Here is a 14,610-nt window from a genome sequence, read left to right as displayed (position 1 = left end):
TTTTAGATGAAATTTGATAAGGATTGTTAAGGAAGAAAAAATAAAAAATATTAGAAAATCTTTCAGGAAACAATTGGCTGTTTGTGAGGAGGATAAAAAAGGAGGATTGCTTTTTAGGTGCTCTTATTCTATTTTTTTCATCAATTACCCCAAAAAACTATTGCGTAGTATATAATGCTTTTCTATATTTGCAGCCACAAAGGGCACCCATAGCTCAGCTGGATAGAGCATCGGTTTTCTAAACCGCAGGTCTCAGGTTCGAATCCTGATGGGTGTACAAACAAACACGGACCGTCAGTAGAAATACTGACGGTTTTTTATTTATTAAATCATAGTTGTAGATGATTAATATTACACTCCCCGATGGTTCCGTTCGTCAGTATGAAAAAGGAACTACTGCCTATCAGATCGCCCTGTCTATTTCAGAGGGTTTAGCAAGAAATGTTTTAGCTGCGGAAGTAAATGGTGAAGTTTGGGATGCAAGTCGTCCTATAGAAGCAGATGCCTCAGTTAAGTTATTGACCTGGAATGATAATGCAGGTAAATCAACTTTCTGGCACTCTTCAGCTCACCTTATGGCTGAAGCTTTAGAAGCTTTATATCCGGGTACTAAATTCGGTATCGGTCCTGCTATAGAAACAGGCTTTTATTACGACGTAGATTTTGGTGATCGTGAATTTTCTTCTGATGATTTTAAACAGATAGAAGATAAGATCATTGAACTGGCGAAGGCCAAATCTGAATATGTTCGTAAACCTGTGAGTAAGGCTGAAGCTGTAGAATACTTTACAGAAAAAGGCGACGAATATAAATTGGATCTGATCAAGGACCTTCCTGACGGTTCTATCACTTTCTATACACAAGGGAACTTTACCGACCTTTGCCGCGGGCCTCACATTCCTAATACTGGTTTTGTAAAAGCTGTAAAGCTGATGAACGTTGCCGGTGCTTATTGGAGAGGAGATGAGAGCAGGAAACAATTAACACGTATTTATGGTGTAACTTTCCCTAAAGCGAGCGAGCTTTCTGATTACCTGAAGATGATCGAAGAAGCTAAGAAACGCGATCACCGTAAATTGGGTAAAGAGCTGGAATTGTTTGCGTTCTCCGAAAAGGTTGGAATGGGCTTACCATTATGGTTACCAAAGGGAACTGCTTTACGCGAGAAGCTTGTTAATTTCTTGCAAAGAGCACAGGTTAAGGCGGGTTATGAGCAAGTAATTACTCCTCATATTGGCCATAAAAATTTATATGTAACTTCTGGTCATTACGATAAATATGGCGCTGATTCATTTCAGCCGATAAAAACTCCACAGGAAGGGGAGGAGTTCTTCTTAAAGCCGATGAACTGCCCCCATCACTGTGAGATCTATAAAACAAAACCAAGGTCTTACAAAGATCTGCCGGTACGTTTTGCAGAGTTCGGTACTGTTTATCGTTACGAGCAAAGTGGTGAATTACACGGACTAACCCGTGTTCGGGGATTTACTCAAGATGACGCTCACTTATTCTGCCGTCCTGATCAGGTTAAAGATGAGTTCAAAAAGGTAATCGATCTAGTACTGTACGTTTTTGGAGCTTTAGGTTTTGAGAATTTTACAGCTCAGGTTTCCCTTCGTGATCCTGAAAATAAAACTAAGTACATTGGTACGGATGAGAATTGGCAGTTAGCTGAAAGCGCTATCATTGAAGCTGCTGCTGAAAAAGGCCTGCCGACGGTTGTTGAATTAGGAGAAGCTGCTTTCTATGGTCCAAAGCTTGACTTCATGGTTAAGGATGCATTAGGCAGAAAATGGCAGTTGGGTACTATTCAGGTGGATTACAATTTGCCAGAGCGTTTTGAACTGGAATATACAGGTAGCGATAACCAAAAGCATCGTCCTGTAATGATCCACAGAGCACCTTTTGGATCACTTGAGCGTTTTGTTGCAGTTCTAATTGAGCACTGTGCTGGTAACTTCCCGTTATGGTTAGCACCTGAACAGTTTATTATCCTTCCTATTTCTGAAAAATATGAAGATTATGCGAAAAAAGTTTTAGAATCACTGAATAATTCCGATATTCGCGGGCTGATCGACTTACGAGATGAAAAGATCGGAAGAAAAATCAGGGACGCTGAAGTGAAGAAAATTCCTTACATGCTGATCATAGGTGAAAAAGAAGAGGCTGAAGGTAAAGTTTCTTTAAGAAAACATGGTCAGGGAGATTTAGGAAGCATGACAGCGGAAGAATTTAGAAATCAATTAATTAAAGAAATAACAGTTTAACTAATTTAATAATTTGGCGTTAGGAAGACCAGGCGGTTCAAGGCCTCCAATGAAGAAAAAGGAGGCTGAGCATAACATAAACCAATTCATCAGAGCACAACAAGTTCGTCTTGTAGGTGATAATGTTGAAACAGGGATTTACTCTTTGCAGGATGCTTTGAAAATTGCAGACGAGCAGGAGTTAGATCTGGTAGAAATTTCACCGAATGCTAGTCCTCCGGTTTGTAAAGTAATCGACTACAATAAATTTATCTACGAGCAGAAGAAAAAGCTTAAGGAGATAAAGTCGAATGCGAAGCAAACTGTAATCAAAGAGATTCGTTTCGGACCGAATACGAACGACCACGATTTTCAGTTTAAACTAAAACACGCTATCAGTTTCCTTGAAGCTGGAGAAAAGGTAAGGGCCTACGTACACTTCAAAGGTCGTGCAATTGTGTACAAGGAGCAGGGAGAGATCCTTCTTTTGAAGTTTGCACAGGCGTTGGAAGAAGTAGGTAAAGTAGAGCAATTACCAAAGTTAGAGGGTAAACGTATGTTTTTAATCGTTGGCTCAAAAGGAACTAAAAAATAATTAACAGGTTAATATATATAGTTTATGCCAAAAATGAAGACCAATTCCAGTGCTAAAAAGCGCTTCAAGCTTACTGGAACAGGTAAAATCAAGAGGAACAATGCGTTCATGAGTCACATCTTAACAAAGATGTCAACTAAGCGTAAACGTAATTTAGGTCAGTCAAGCCTTGTAGCTGATGCTGATTTAGGTAACGTAAAACGTATGCTTTGCATTGGTAAGTAGTAGTTTAATTAAGTTTTAACCCGGCCTTCGGTAGTAAGTTTGCTGTAAAACGCAACGCCGTCCGCCAAAACAAGTAAAAAATGCCACGTTCGGTAAACGCAGTAGCGTCAAGAAGAAGAAGAAAAAAGATCTTAAAATTAGCTAAAGGCTATTGGGGATCAAGAAGCAAGGTTTATACTATTGCTAAAAACACGGTAGAAAAAGGTTTGCAATATGCTTACCGTGACCGTAAAACCAAAAAGAGAGAATTCAGAGCACTATGGATTCAGCGTATCAACGCTGCAGCTCGTCACAACGGTTTATCTTACTCTCAATTGATCGGTAAATTATCTGCAAAAGGAATCACTTTAAACCGTAAGGTTTTAGCTGACTTAGCACTTAACGAGCCAGATGCTTTCAAAGCAATCGTTGATTCAGTAAAATAGATCAAGATAAATTATTAAAAAAGGGAACGCTGAAAAGTTGTTCCCTTTTTTTATGGCCAAAATTTTTGTCCGTGAAAGTTTTTCTGAAAAATTCATGTTTTCTTCATCTTCGGGTTCTAATATTGTAACTAATTGTGATAAGGTTTAGGTTAAGCCTGTAGCTCTCATAGCTGCAGGCTTTTTATTTTTTAAACATCTGCGATGCACTAAGTCGGACAGTCTTTTTGGTATTTTACTATATAGAACCTTAACTGCCTCTAGATTATGCGGCATTTTATCATAGTAGTGGTCTACATAATCTGCTATTTACTGAATGCTATTTTAATTCCAATACCTCCTAAAGATAGACGTAAAAAAAATACCACTTCTGATTTAGCAGAAGTGGCAAAGGAACCCGTTGGGTTGACCACTTGTTTTTTTAACTTGACCCTGGAAAAGGATAAATTAAAATCTCATTCTTAATGAGAATCCAAATCTTCCGGCTTCTGAACCTGTTTCAGGGGACAAGAAAAGACTTGGCCTCCAATCGAAACTAAGATTTAGGGGAGTAGTAGGGATATTATACTCTATACCGCCAACGGGAACTAAAGCTATAGCTGTATCATCGGGTCCGAATAGAATTTGCGGGCCTCCGCCAACGTAGAGACTAAGACCCGGGTCGGAAGGAATCGGGAAATGTTTCTCAATTTGTCCTCCAAGACTTGCAACCTTTCCTTTAAAAAAAATAAGGGAAGCATCCAGTGCCAGATTATTACTGAAATAATGTTTATAATTAGGACCTACCCCAGTTGCGCCAGTGCCGAAATCAACTCGTAGTCCAAGCGCATCTCTTGAAGATGTACGTGGGTAGGCTGAACTTTGTTTTTTTGCAGCGTATGATCTTGCACTTGCGGGTCGACTTGTACTTTTAGGTGTTGTTCTGGCGGTAGTTGGTTTTTTTCCTACCGGCACCCGCTTTGCAGGTTGGCTTGTTGTTCTTGTTGGAGCTTTTGCTACGGTAGCCTCTTTTTGAGTTTTTGTTTCCGTTTTAGGCGGAGAAGATTTTTGCGGCACAAGTGTCGTTGCAGTCTCAACGCGTGTTGTCACTGGTGGACCTGTTCTGCTTGTTTGGGTTACCGGCTGATCATCTTCAAATCCACGTGCTTTTGCACGGTCCGCCTGTGCGTTAAGGAGGTCTATTGTTTTTATCTTAGTGGTAATACCTCCTGAGGCATCATGCATATATTTCACCTTCATATTCACTACAGAGGTTGATTTTATGCTGCCGCCCATAAATGATACTGCTCTGGTCTTTGGCTTTAGAGCTACCCAACGGTTGCCATCGAGGTAATAAAATAAATTATCACTTTTATTACTGATATTTACGTAATGGCCCTGACAGGAGATATTGCCCGATTTGTCGCTAACATAAGCAATGACTCCTGCATCCATATAAAGTTCTGCGTTAACATAGCAAGTTACAGAAATGCTCTTTTCTTTATGCTGTGCTATAACAATATGCGAGGTAAATAGTAATGCCAGGAAAATGTATCTCATCAGTGTGGTTTTGATGTGTGTGTCGAATTTTTACTACAAATAATTTCTAAAATTGTTTGGAATCTCGCGGCGTGCTAATTCTATTAATATGTTGATAGGGAAACGGCATTTCTGCTTATTATTCAGTAATAATGGACAAAATCTTACTGCCTTAATAGTTTATTAAGTCTTTCTTAATAAGCAAAACATTAATATTATTGCACCTTAAAGCATCATGACTGAAGAAAGTGCAATAATAGATTACCTTAGAAGATTTGTTGATATAAACGAAGATGAAGCTTCTGTCTTTGCTGCTGCCTTTAAAAAAGTATTCATCAAAAAACGCCAGTTTATTGTTCAACCAGATTTTCCGGTTCTGAATAGATTTTACGTATTGAAGGGTGCCTTTAGGGCCTATGTTGTAACAGGTGAGGGGCAGGACCACACCATTTCTTTTGCCATAGACGATTGGTGGATAACAGATTATAACGCCTACCTGTATCAACAGAATGCCACCATGTTCGTCGTCGCGTTGGAAGACAGTGCCGCCTTATCTCTGGATTTTGAGAAGGAGCAATCCCTAAAAAAGATGAACCCAAAGTTCGAAACCTTCTTTCGCAAGATCGCGGAGCGGGGATTAGCCTACCAGCAGCGGAGAGTGATCAGCAATCTTACCTTAACGGCGGAGCAGCGATATCAGGCATTTCTGAGCAATTATCCGGTTCTTGCCCAACGAGTACCTCAGTATGCACTTGCTTCTTTTTTAGGTATGACCACCGAATACCTTTCCCGGTTGCGCAAAAGAAGGCTTGCAAAGAATAAGTGATCTTCCCAAAAAGTTGAACCAGATCAACTTCATTTCTTAATCCAGATCATGAGTAATTCAATCTCTCATATGCAATTTTGTGTTGTAGCTACGATAATTTAAAACATTACAAACAGAGCAGGCTTCATTATAAGTCTGCATAAAATTGGCAATCATGGATCAACATAAAAAAACGTTAACGCCGGCTGTACTATGGCTGATGGCTATTTCTTCAGGCCTGGTAGTTGCTAATAACTATTATAATCAGCCCTTACTTTCTTTGATGGCAAAGGACTTCAATGTGTCTGATGCAAGCGTAAGTAAAATTCCAATGTTTACTCAAATGGGCTATGCGCTTGGCCTGCTGATCATAGTACCTCTTGGTGATTTGGTTAAACGCAAAAGGCTCATCGTGATCGACTTTGCTCTTATACTCGCAGCCGTACTAGGAATGGCCTTGAGTCCATCCCTATCGCTATTATACGTATTCTGTTTCCTGACGGGCTTAACTTCGGTGGTACCCCAATTATTCATTCCCATGGCAGCAAGTCTTTCTCATCCTGAAAAACGCACCCACTCCATTGGTTTAGTAATGAGCGGACTCTTAGTAGGAATTCTTGGTTCCAGGATTTTGAGTGGCTATGTTGGTAATATCTGGGGTTGGAGAAGTATGTTCTTTATAGCTGCAGGAATAATGGTGCTGCTATGGATTTTCATCTCATGGAAGTTACCTGAAGTGCTTCCTCAATACAAAGGTACGTACAAAGAGCTTATGAAATCTGTATGGCACTATGCTAAAACAGAGCCGGCGCTTCAGGCGGCTTCATTCAGGGGAGCATTTTTATTTGCTTCCTTTAGTGCATTCTGGACTTCTTTGGTATTTCATCTCGAATTGCCTCCTTTCAATGCAGGTAGTGCAGTAGCCGGATCTTTTGGCTTTCTCGGAATCCTGGGTGCCCTGATGGCTGCTTTTACTGGTAAGCTGGCCAAAACTATTCCTTATAATAAACTCACCTGGATACTATTAGCTGTTTTTCTGGGTTCCTGGGGAGCTCTTTGGGCGGGAGGTAGCACTTATCTAGGATTGATCATTGGCGTAGTGGTACTGGATGTTGCCATGCAAGCCCTTCATATTATGAACCAGTCCTCGATTTTCTCCTTGCATCCCCACGCAAATAACCGTTTAAATACGGTTTACATGACTACTTATTTTATAGGAGGATCCACAGGAACTTATCTAGCCGGACTAGCCTGGCAGCAATGGCAATGGAACGGCGTTTTATTAGTAGGAATAGGATTTAGCATTGCAGCTGCTCTGGTTCATTTTCTATATCGAAAACTATATACAGGCCAAGCTCCAAAAGAATTGGAAGAAGAAGCCTTGATGGCCTGACAATATTTTATAGGAACTTTTTCTTCCAGATTAAAGGTGTTGTTCCTTCCAGGTTAGCAAACCAACGACTAATATGACTGGCGTCTTCGAATCCCAGTTCAAACGCAATTTCCTTAATGGTCTTTTTTGATTCCAGCATGCGTTTGAACTGGTTAAGTTTCCTTAGCTGTATTTCCTGATGAACTGAATATCCTGTTAGATCCCTGAATTTTTTGTTTAATATCCTTGATGGCACTTTGCAATGAGAAGCAACGTCGGAGACAGTCAAAGGGGAACGAAGGTTTTCTAAGATGAAGTTAATAGCCTGAGAAACGTCAGGATCTTGAGAGGCAATTGTATCACTCGAACTACGTTCAAAAACATCAAGGGCTTCTGCTGGAATTATTCTATCGGAACAGTCCTTGCCTTCCATCATCTCTTCAAGTAAGTTGCATATGTCAAAAGCTATTTTATGATGATTACGGATAATACTGGAAAGATTAGGATAAGTGATGTTACAGAGCAGCTCATCATTATCAATTCCCAGAACTGCTACTTCATGCGGGACTTTCAAGTCGGCAATAGAGCTGGAGTTGATTAAGATTTGGCCAAAATTATCATTACAACATAAGATCCCTACTGGCTTTGGGAGTTCTTTTAGCCATAAAGCCAGCCTTTCAAAATTGTTTGATAATACATCCACTTCGTTGCCCTCCAGTAAATAGGTATGTAATGTTTCCTCAGCTAGCCCGATATGTTTTTTAAAGCTTTCCAAACGCGTTTCAGACCAGCGTAAGTTCCTTAATCCAAAGAATGCTAAATGTCTGAATCCCTTTCTTCTAAAATATTCTGCTGCTAGTTTCCCGTCTGATTCGTAATTGCCTGAAACGTAAGGAACACCAGGAACATGATTAACCGAGGTAACCTGGATAACGGGTATTCCCATTTTTATCAATTCAGGAATGTTGTCCGAAAATTCAAGGATACATGCATCCGGTTTGATCGTGTTGATAATACTAAGGTTGTTCCTCTTGCTATCGCTCCTGAGAAAATAAGCTGGTTCAAATACGATGTCCCAATGACTTAGCTGGTTATTATAATCATAAATTCCTTTTAAGATATCACGACTATAACCTCTGCCTGAATCAAGATGCACAAAAACCTTTTTTCTTTGCCTCATTGCTAGCGGTAATAATTGGCGATAAATTAGCCAAAAAAGGCTAAAGAGAAAGTTAGAGCGGCAATTATTTTTGGAGTATGACTTCTTCAATAAATATTAAAGATTTTAAACTATATAAAGCAACCGCCGAGTTAAAGAAACCAATTGCTGATGCAACCCATACACTTAGCGAAATATCCTTTCTTGTTTTACGACTGCAATTAGAGAACGGGATAGTAGGAGAGTCTTATCTGTTATCTTTCCAATATTCACCCGCTGCTATAACAGGGGCATTTAAAGATCTGTTACCACATGTAAAAGGCTACGCTGCAAATGAAACAGGAAAGGTTTTGAAAAAGCTGGACGACCTCTCCGAATACTTTGGGAACTCGGGCGTAAGTAAATGGGCCAGAGCAGCTATTAATATCGCAATGTGGGATGCCTGGGGCAAATATTTGAACCAGCCAGTCGGGAAACTTCTGGGTACTTATAAAGATAAGTGTAATATTTATGGTAGTGGGGGCTGGATCTCATATACCATTGACGAGTTAATAAAAGAGGTTACTGATTACGCCTCACGCGGATTCAAAGCGGTAAAAATTAAGGTAGGATCGCCCGACTGGAAAACGGATCTAGAACGTCTTAGAGCAGTGCGTAGTGCTGTTGGTACTGAGATAAATATCATGATGGATGCCAATCAGGGAATGACGGTTCCGGCTGCGGTTCAGCTTGCCAGGGCTGCGCAGGAATTGGAGATTTTCTGGTTTGAGGAGCCCATACATCATCAGGATTTTGAAGGGTATCGTATGCTGAAACAACAAACTGGAATTTCCCTTGCCATGGGAGAGCGGGAATACGATACAGTGCCCTTACTTCAATTATTGCAAAGGAATGCCTTAGATATATGGCAACCCGACCTATTGAGGATTGGAAGCGTTGAAGAATGGCGGGAAAGCGCTGCCCTTGCCAATTCTTATCATATTCCCGTGCTTCCTCACTATTATAAGGATTATGATGTTCCGTTGGTTTGTTCTATTCCTAATGGAGTGGGAGTGGAATCTTTCGACTGGATAGATCCACTTATCGATAAGCCAATGCTAGTTAAGGACGGTTTTGCATATCCACACCAAGGACCAGGTTGGGGATTTAATTTCGTGGACGAATTTCTAAATGAGATAAAGTTATAGGAATGGCAGACGACGCATTTTCATTAGCTGGAAAGCTAGCCCTGGTCACCGGTGGGGGAACGGGGATCGGACTTGGTATAAGTAAAGCTCTGATTGAAGCAGGAGCGAGGGTTGTGATCACAGGAAGGAGGGAAGCTGTACTGCAGGAAGCCGTTGGAGAGTTAGGACAACACGCAGGCTACCTTGTTTTTGATGTTACCAATACAACAGCTATTCCTGAGCTGATAGGGGAAATTAATCAAAAATATGGAGAAGTTGATATCCTGGTAAACAATGCGGGGATCCACTTGAAGAAGTTCTCGAAGGATACTACTGATGAGGAGTTTGCCGGGATCCTACAGACAAACTTGTTATCGGTATTTTCTTTAACTAGGGAGTGTGCCCGTAAGATGATGGATCGTAAAGATGGATCTATTATTTTTATTGGGTCTATGGCTGGTATTTTCGGTATCGATAGGGTAGCAGCCTACGGGACCTCTAAGGCTGCATTAACAGGTCTGATGAATAATTTAGTTACGGAGTATTCACCCTTTAATGTTCGGGTGAACACCATTGCCCCGGGTTGGATTGAATCTCCAATGTTCTTGAATGCTATTAATGCGGACCCTGCAAGGAAGGAAAAGATAATAAATCGTATTTCAATGCCTGGTTTTGGTACTCCTGAAGATATAGGTAACGCAACGGTTTTCTTATGCTCTAAAGCAGCCCGGTACATAACGGGAGTGGTACTTCCGGTTGACGGAGGAGCGGTGGTGAATTTTTAATCCTGCAACATTTCATTATACAAATCCATGTAGGTCTTCGCTGATGACATGGATTTTTGTTTTCCTAAAATAAACCTTATTGAACAAAATCATTGGGCGGTTTTAAAACTTAAAGCAGGTAAATTAGGTTTCTTAGTAGCAAGGTGAGGAAATTGTGTTAAGCCTTGCTGATTAAGCCCTCCCTAATGAAAAGAATCCGGTCGTACGCAGGCCCTTTTTTATTTCTAACACTGTTCCTGGTTGGGTTCTTTATCCTTCCTAATATATTCAATAGCCGGGAGAGAAAGAGCTTTTCAAACGAAGAGCGGTTGATAGAGGCGAGAAAACATTTTGAGCTTGGGTCAATTCCCGACTCTGTTGAAGTTGTCCCAGGAGACTTTTATCGTCGTGGCAGTTTAATTCAAGGACTTCTTGGATCGGCTTATCGTGATTTATGGCAACTCAAACTTAAAGTTCCGGTTTTAAAGCTTCAGCAACTAAAAGGAGGCTTAAAACCCATCGACTTTACGGGTAGACATCAGACAATAGGAATCAAGGTAATAGATAGCTCGGGGCAAACATGGTCTATTCGATCAGTAAATAAAGACCAATCAGCAGCCCTGCCATCTTTCCTTAGATCGAGTATTCTTCGTCCGATGTTTCGCGACCAGGCCTGCTCGATGAACCCCTTTGGAGGTCTCGTTGTTGCGAGACTGGCGCCGGCCTTGAAAATTCATTGTGATACCCCCCGCTTTTATTTTTTTCCTTACGACAGCAAATTGGGAAAATATAACGACAGGATGGCTGGCAGGTTAGTAACACTGGTTAAGCGTTGGGAAGATAAACCAAAGAGCGTAGCCAGCAATTTCAAAATTCTAAAAACAGAAGAAATGCTGTTAGCTTCCAGAACTCAGCATATCCCCATCGATACTATCGGGTATCTGCGTAACAGGCTATTTGATATGCTTATTTCTGATTGGGACAGGCATGAGGGGAACTGGAAATGGATGCAAAAAATGGAGGGAGGGAAAGTGATGCTGCATCCTCTTGCTGTAGACCGGGATATGGCTTTTTATAAGTTTGGCGAGGGTGTTATTAATAAAATTTCAAACCTTTTCGTTAACATGTTCCAGTCTTTTACACCCGAATTAAAAAGTGTAGAGGGGCTGATGGAGCAATCGGATTCTCTTGATGCGGCTCTCCTTAAAGGTGTTTCAAGAGAAGAGTTTACTCGACAGGCAATTCTAATTCAGAAACAGCTGAATGAGGAATTGATTGCCAGTTCATTCAGGGCTTATCCTCCCGAAGTGTATGCTCTGGTAGGTAAAGAGCATGAGCAAATCTTTAAGGAAAGGTTGAAGGAGCTACCAGCGGCATCAAGTACCTTTCACAAATTGATACAGGAAGAAGTAAATTAAAGGACCATATATTAGCCTAGCTAAGAGATTAAAGGAAAAATTATTAATAATACTTATTGTTCCATAATCCCTTGGTCTATCAATAATTCCATTATCACAAAGTCGTAGCCATCCTTGAAAAAGGTTGTGTTGGTTTCTTTGAATCCAAAGCGCTGATAGAATAAAGATGCGTTCTTCCTGGCGTTGCACCATAGTCTGGTGCACTTTTCCTTCTGTGCGTAATCGATAACGTGGCGGAGTAAGGAGGAGCCATACCCTTTTCCCTGATAAGCCTCAAGAGTAGCAAACTTTCTAAATTGTAAATCTTCACCATTCTTAAATAAAGAGACTACGCTTATTACATTTTCATCTTCAATAAGCGCAAGGTGCAAGCCTTCCTGATCAGATTCTAATTTAATATCTTCAAGTTTCATATCGGGGTACATCACCTGATGGCGGATAGGCCATACAACTTCTGCGGGAACAGCAATTATTTTTGTCATTTATGCCAAAGATAGGATTTAGTGGAGTGTATTATTTTATTACGGTGCTATTGTTTCTTCAAATTGTAGGAAGCGATACTTTTGTATTTCAGTTTTTTATAGTTGAGAGGGTGATGATGTTGAAAACTTTTTAACTTAAAGATCAAAAAAAATTCTTCTTTTGTTTTTCTGAAACCCTGTACTCGTATTCTCGTAGTAAACAGCAATCTACTATTTGAAACATGGCAATTAAATTGGACTCGCAGCCTTCAAAAAAAATTTCTCATTCAATTCTTGCATACTCCCGTGGTGCGGTTTCTGCATTTCGCTTTTTTAGTGAAGAGGATTTCTTACATATGATGTTTGACATGTCCTTGGAGGATATAAACGCTGATATGAAGCGCTTTGAGGAGCTAGAGGAGTTTGAGATTTGTCGCAAACTTAAATTTGTAATCCGTGAGAAGCAGAGAATTGAAGCTTTAAGTCTGCGTGTTCTTATTTAAGAGTACTATTAGGGTAGCCCAGATTTCTGCGAGGGCGCTCTTTGTGTTTGAAACATCTACCATCAACTTCTTTTCTACTGCATTGTATTTTTTGATAGCTGCCATGCCGGCACTAAGAATAATTTCGAAATAAACTAATCTTCCTATTCCGACTGATTCTGCTATTTCTTGAAGAACTTCCACTATTGTTAATTTCTTACCGAATCAATCGGAGTTAGATCTGTGCCTTGCTTAATCAACTATTTTCGGCCTTCTTTCCTTTCTCAGTTCATCATGAGCCCCGGTATCTTACTTATTTTAAATCGATTTATATTTGTACAGATGAATATCACACCGAAAGTTCCTCATCGTAAAATTATTCATATTGATATGGATGCATTTTATGCTTCGGTAGAACAGAGGGACAATCCGGAATACCGTGGTAAACCGATTGCTGTAGGCGGATCTCCGGAAGGCAGAGGAGGTGTAGTAGCCACAGCAAGCTATGAAGCACGGAGGTTTGGGATACGATCAGCAATGTCATCTAAACAAGCTGTGCGACTTTGTCCGCATGTGATCTTTGTGCGACCTCGTTTTGAGGTGTATAAGGCCGTTTCTCAAAAAATACGTGAGATTTTCTATCGTTACACCGATCTTATCGAGCCTCTTTCTCTGGATGAAGCCTATTTAGATGTAACAGAGGATAAACTGGGAATAGGGTCGGCCCTGGACATTGCTAAACAAATTAAGGATGCTATAAAAGAGGAACTGCAATTGTCTGCTTCTGCAGGTGTTTCTATCAACAAGTTTGTAGCTAAGATCGCTTCTGATATTAACAAACCTGACGGGTTAACTTTTATAGGCCCATCCTCTATAGAGGCTTTTATGGAAAAGCTTCCGGTTGAGAAGTTTTATGGTGTTGGAAAAGTGACCGCTGCTAAAATGATGAAGTTAGGACTGTTCTACGGCAGTGATCTGAAGGCTTTGTCTGAAACAGACTTGCAAAAACATTTTGGGAAGCAGGGAAAGTTTTATTATGATATTGTTAGAGGAATTGATAACCGGGAAGTTCAAACACACCGGGAAACCAAATCACTGGCCGCCGAAGATACTTTTCCTTATGATCTTACAACTTTAGAGGAAATGGAGGAGCAATTGGAAAGGATAGCTCAACTGGTCTGTGAACGCTTAAGGAAAAAGGGACTAAAGGGCAGGACTGTTACTGTTAAAATCAAATACAGCGACTTTAAACAGATCACAAGGAACAGATCCTTAATTTCACCGATCGACGATCTCTCAACGATAGCCTCCACTGCGAAGGAGCTTTTATCCTCTACATTCAGTGAAGATCAGAAAGTACGACTCCTAGGTATTTCAATTTCTGGTTTTCCTAACCCCGATGGTGGAGAAAAGGATGCTTTAACCGGACAATTAAGGTTGTTTCCCTGAATATACAAGGGGGTAAAACTTAGTGGTCATTATTTCTGTATTTTGAATATGTCTGATTCACCTTACAAAGCTATTGTCCCTGAAACCCTCTCGAACGCAGATCTACTTGCAATCGGCCGGAATAAAATGGCAAATGAGAGAACTTTGCTTGCTTATGTTCGCACTTTTCTATCTTTTATAGTTGCAGGTGTTTCCCTTATCCAATTCTTTAATGTTACGAGCTTTGTACTACTGGGTTATTTGCTTATTCCGGTCGCCGTAATTATAATGATCATAGGAATATTTCGATTCATAAAGGCAAAACGGGAGTTAGACAATCTGCACAAATGATCTTATTTGTAGGTCGAAAATTTTATTTGCACTGGCCTGCTTAAGTAAAATAAGCTTTACACTTCTAATATCTGCTAGGAAAGCCCAAGGTTTCTTCGAATTTTGTTTAAGTACGATAGGATATTCCTATACTTACTACTATCCAAAAATTAAACTAGTTTTTATTGCTGTTCCCTCTCGTGGAGAGAAGAGCAGCAA

The 14,610-nt window shown here is 40.3% G+C and carries 16 protein-coding genes and 1 tRNA gene; 13 read left to right on the top strand and 4 right to left on the bottom strand.

Annotated features, from left to right (window positions below; genetic code table 11):
• Positions 1-203 precede the first annotated feature (203 nt).
• The 5 genes from J4N25_RS04025 to rplT all read left to right on the top strand — a co-directional run bounded on the left by J4N25_RS04025 (position 204) and on the right by rplT (position 3,491).
• Positions 204-277 (top strand) — tRNA-Arg (locus tag J4N25_RS04025).
• Between the two features lie 64 nt (positions 278-341).
• Positions 342-2,267 carry a threonine--tRNA ligase gene (gene thrS / locus J4N25_RS04020; RefSeq protein WP_207420859.1) on the top strand — a complete coding sequence of 642 codons (1,926 nt, stop codon included), beginning with the start codon at positions 342-344 and terminating at the stop codon, positions 2,265-2,267.
• A 49-nt stretch (positions 2,268-2,316) separates the two neighbouring features.
• Positions 2,317-2,841 carry a translation initiation factor IF-3 gene (gene infC, locus J4N25_RS04015; protein ID WP_439648742.1) on the top strand — a complete coding sequence of 175 codons (525 nt, stop codon included), beginning with the start codon at positions 2,317-2,319 and terminating at the stop codon, positions 2,839-2,841.
• Positions 2,842-2,865: 24 nt separating this feature from the next.
• Positions 2,866-3,066, top strand: coding sequence for a 50S ribosomal protein L35 (gene rpmI / locus J4N25_RS04010; protein ID WP_207420857.1), 201 nt, complete (start codon positions 2,866-2,868; stop codon positions 3,064-3,066).
• An 80-nt stretch (positions 3,067-3,146) separates the two neighbouring features.
• Positions 3,147-3,491 carry a 50S ribosomal protein L20 gene (gene rplT, locus J4N25_RS04005; protein ID WP_207420856.1) on the top strand — a complete coding sequence of 115 codons (345 nt, stop codon included), beginning with the start codon at positions 3,147-3,149 and terminating at the stop codon, positions 3,489-3,491.
• 444 nt (positions 3,492-3,935) lie between these two features.
• Here rplT and J4N25_RS04000 read toward each other — a convergent pair whose 3' ends face one another.
• Entirely contained in the window at positions 3,936-5,027 is a 1,092-nt protein-coding gene (locus J4N25_RS04000; RefSeq protein ID WP_207420855.1) for a hypothetical protein, read from the bottom strand.
• A gap of 214 nt (positions 5,028-5,241) precedes the next feature.
• On the opposite strand from J4N25_RS04000, the gene J4N25_RS03995 reads away from it, so the two are divergent.
• A complete protein-coding gene (locus tag J4N25_RS03995; RefSeq protein WP_207420854.1) occupies positions 5,242-5,832 on the top strand; it encodes a Crp/Fnr family transcriptional regulator in 591 nt (196 codons plus the stop codon).
• Positions 5,833-5,986: 154 nt separating this feature from the next.
• Positions 5,987-7,204, top strand: a complete 1,218-nt coding sequence (locus tag J4N25_RS03990; protein WP_242695769.1) for an MFS transporter — start codon at positions 5,987-5,989, stop codon at positions 7,202-7,204.
• Positions 7,205-7,211: 7 nt separating this feature from the next.
• Here the strand turns inward: J4N25_RS03990 and J4N25_RS03985 are convergent, their stop codons facing one another.
• Positions 7,212-8,363, bottom strand: a complete 1,152-nt coding sequence (locus J4N25_RS03985; RefSeq protein ID WP_207420853.1) for a DNA-binding transcriptional regulator — start codon at positions 8,361-8,363, stop codon at positions 7,212-7,214.
• 77 nt (positions 8,364-8,440) lie between these two features.
• Here J4N25_RS03985 and J4N25_RS03980 point away from each other — a divergent pair, with 77 nt between their 5' ends.
• The 3 genes from J4N25_RS03980 to J4N25_RS03970 all read left to right on the top strand — a co-directional run bounded on the left by J4N25_RS03980 (position 8,441) and on the right by J4N25_RS03970 (position 11,690).
• Complete coding sequence (locus tag J4N25_RS03980) at positions 8,441-9,529, top strand: mandelate racemase/muconate lactonizing enzyme family protein (RefSeq protein WP_207420852.1); 1,089 nt, start codon at positions 8,441-8,443, stop codon at positions 9,527-9,529.
• Between the two features lie 2 nt (positions 9,530-9,531).
• On the top strand, positions 9,532-10,293 hold the full coding sequence (locus tag J4N25_RS03975) for an SDR family NAD(P)-dependent oxidoreductase (RefSeq protein WP_207420851.1): 762 nt from the start codon (positions 9,532-9,534) through the stop codon (positions 10,291-10,293).
• A 185-nt stretch (positions 10,294-10,478) separates the two neighbouring features.
• Positions 10,479-11,690: a hypothetical protein gene (locus J4N25_RS03970; protein ID WP_207420850.1), complete on the top strand. Its 1,212-nt coding sequence runs from the start codon at positions 10,479-10,481 to the stop codon at positions 11,688-11,690.
• Between the two features lie 53 nt (positions 11,691-11,743).
• Here J4N25_RS03970 and J4N25_RS03965 read toward each other — a convergent pair whose 3' ends face one another.
• Entirely contained in the window at positions 11,744-12,172 is a 429-nt protein-coding gene (locus tag J4N25_RS03965) for a GNAT family N-acetyltransferase (RefSeq protein ID WP_207420849.1), read from the bottom strand.
• A 221-nt stretch (positions 12,173-12,393) separates the two neighbouring features.
• Here J4N25_RS03965 and J4N25_RS03960 point away from each other — a divergent pair, with 221 nt between their 5' ends.
• The gene (locus J4N25_RS03960) at positions 12,394-12,654 is read left to right on the top strand and encodes a hypothetical protein (RefSeq protein ID WP_207420848.1); all 261 of its coding nucleotides are present in this window, start codon (positions 12,394-12,396) and stop codon (positions 12,652-12,654) included.
• Here J4N25_RS03960 and J4N25_RS03955 read toward each other — a convergent pair.
• The gene (locus tag J4N25_RS03955; protein WP_207420847.1) at positions 12,631-12,837 is read right to left on the bottom strand and encodes a hypothetical protein; all 207 of its coding nucleotides are present in this window, start codon (positions 12,835-12,837) and stop codon (positions 12,631-12,633) included. The genes J4N25_RS03960 and J4N25_RS03955 overlap by 24 nt on opposite strands.
• Positions 12,838-12,975: 138 nt before the next feature.
• Between J4N25_RS03955 and dinB the strand changes: the two genes are divergently transcribed.
• A complete protein-coding gene (dinB, locus tag J4N25_RS03950) occupies positions 12,976-14,082 on the top strand; it encodes a DNA polymerase IV (protein ID WP_207420846.1) in 1,107 nt (368 codons plus the stop codon).
• A 48-nt stretch (positions 14,083-14,130) separates the two neighbouring features.
• Complete coding sequence (locus tag J4N25_RS03945) at positions 14,131-14,412, top strand: DUF202 domain-containing protein (protein WP_207420845.1); 282 nt, start codon at positions 14,131-14,133, stop codon at positions 14,410-14,412.
• The last annotated feature ends 198 nt before the right edge of the window (positions 14,413-14,610 follow it).

Source organism: Desertivirga brevis, from assembly GCF_017355835.1.
This window is presented reverse-complemented; position numbering and strand designations above follow the sequence as displayed.

Coding starts and splice junctions, on each gene's coding strand:
- thrS (WP_207420859.1), top strand. CDS start 342: ATGATTAATATTACACTCCCCGATGGTTCCGTTCGTCAGTATGAAAAA.
- infC (WP_439648742.1), top strand. CDS start 2,317: ATGAAGAAAAAGGAGGCTGAGCATAACATAAACCAATTCATCAGAGCA.
- rpmI (WP_207420857.1), top strand. CDS start 2,866: ATGCCAAAAATGAAGACCAATTCCAGTGCTAAAAAGCGCTTCAAGCTT.
- rplT (WP_207420856.1), top strand. CDS start 3,147: ATGCCACGTTCGGTAAACGCAGTAGCGTCAAGAAGAAGAAGAAAAAAG.
- J4N25_RS04000 (WP_207420855.1), bottom strand. CDS start 5,027: ATGAGATACATTTTCCTGGCATTACTATTTACCTCGCATATTGTTATA.
- J4N25_RS03995 (WP_207420854.1), top strand. CDS start 5,242: ATGACTGAAGAAAGTGCAATAATAGATTACCTTAGAAGATTTGTTGAT.
- J4N25_RS03990 (WP_242695769.1), top strand. CDS start 5,987: ATGGATCAACATAAAAAAACGTTAACGCCGGCTGTACTATGGCTGATG.
- J4N25_RS03985 (WP_207420853.1), bottom strand. CDS start 8,363: ATGAGGCAAAGAAAAAAGGTTTTTGTGCATCTTGATTCAGGCAGAGGT.
- J4N25_RS03980 (WP_207420852.1), top strand. CDS start 8,441: ATGACTTCTTCAATAAATATTAAAGATTTTAAACTATATAAAGCAACC.
- J4N25_RS03975 (WP_207420851.1), top strand. CDS start 9,532: ATGGCAGACGACGCATTTTCATTAGCTGGAAAGCTAGCCCTGGTCACC.
- J4N25_RS03970 (WP_207420850.1), top strand. CDS start 10,479: ATGAAAAGAATCCGGTCGTACGCAGGCCCTTTTTTATTTCTAACACTG.
- J4N25_RS03965 (WP_207420849.1), bottom strand. CDS start 12,172: ATGACAAAAATAATTGCTGTTCCCGCAGAAGTTGTATGGCCTATCCGC.
- J4N25_RS03960 (WP_207420848.1), top strand. CDS start 12,394: ATGGCAATTAAATTGGACTCGCAGCCTTCAAAAAAAATTTCTCATTCA.
- dinB (WP_207420846.1), top strand. CDS start 12,976: ATGAATATCACACCGAAAGTTCCTCATCGTAAAATTATTCATATTGAT.
- J4N25_RS03945 (WP_207420845.1), top strand. CDS start 14,131: ATGTCTGATTCACCTTACAAAGCTATTGTCCCTGAAACCCTCTCGAAC.